The organism is Micromonospora sp. NPDC049799, assembly GCF_040656655.1.
In the GTDB taxonomy this organism is placed as follows: Bacteria; Actinomycetota; Actinomycetes; order Mycobacteriales; family Micromonosporaceae; genus Micromonospora.
The window spans coordinates 1-1,152 of the sequence record NZ_JBFAMU010000889.1; the positions used below are offsets into that span (position 1 = coordinate 1).

Below are 1,152 nucleotides of genomic sequence, written 5' to 3' on the forward strand. Positions count from 1 at the left end.
GACCCCTGGCACACCCTCCTCACCAACACCGCCCACCTCCACACCCACACCACCCACCCCATCACCTGGACCCGGCTACTCCCCCCACCCCACACCCACACCACCCCACCCACCTACCCCTTCCACCACCAGCCCTACTGGGCCACCGTGGCACCGGCCGCCCACCCGCGCCGGCTCGGGCTCCAGGCAAACAGCCACCCCCTGCTGACCGCCACCATCACCACCGCCACCAGCGGCGAACACCTCTTCACCGGCCACCTCTCCCGCCGGGCGCACCCCTGGCTCGCCGACCACACCATCGCCGGTACGGGTCTGCTCCCGGCCACCGCGCTGGTCGAGGTCGCCCTGCACGCCGGGGCCGTCGCCGGGTACCCGCTGCTGGAGGAGCTGACCCTCGAAGCGCCGGTGCCGCTCGCCGACGGCGGCGCCGACCTCCAGGTCACGGTCACCGGAAGCGACCAGCCGGGACGGCGAACGGTCGCTGTCCACACCCGGCCGGCCGACGACCCGGACGCGCCGTGGACCACCCACGCCACCGGCCTGCTCACCGCTGACGAGGGCGACGAGTCGACCCCGCCGCCGCTCCCGGCCTGGCCACCGGCCGGCGCGGAACCGATCGACCTGGACGGGGCGTACAGGCGGCTGGCCGAGGCGGGCTACCGGTTCGGGCCGGCATTCCAGGGAATGCGCGCGGCCTGGCGCTCCGGCGACGACCGCTACGGCGAGATCGCGCTGCCCGAGCAGGTGGACGTCGCCGGGTACCCGGTGCACCCCGCGCTGCTCGACGCGGCCCTGCACCCGGAGCTGCTGGCCGTCCTCGACAGCGACGGAGACACGGTCCGCCAGGCGTTCGCGTGGGAGCAGGTCCGGCTGCACGCCACCGGCGCGACCGCCCTGCGGGTCCGCCTGACCCGCCAGGCACCGGAGCGGCTGGCGCTGGCCGCGTACGACCCGGCCGGTGAGCTGGTGCTGAGCGCGGCCGGTGTGCTGTCCCGGGCCACCTCGGCCGCCCGGATCGCCGCCGGGGCCGCCCGACCGGACCGGCTCTTCCAGGTGGACTGGGCGCCGGTCCCGCCGGCGCCTGCCGAGCCGACCTCGTCCTGGGTGCTGATCGGCGGGGACACCGCGGGCACGGCCGCCGGGCTGCCGGAC

The 1,152-nt window shown here is 76.4% G+C and carries 1 protein-coding gene; it reads left to right on the forward strand.

Annotated elements, in window-relative coordinates:
- Positions 1-1,152 (forward strand): polyketide synthase dehydratase domain-containing protein (locus AB0I76_RS30380; protein ID WP_357042718.1); only part of this gene is annotated, 1,152 nt, incomplete at both ends.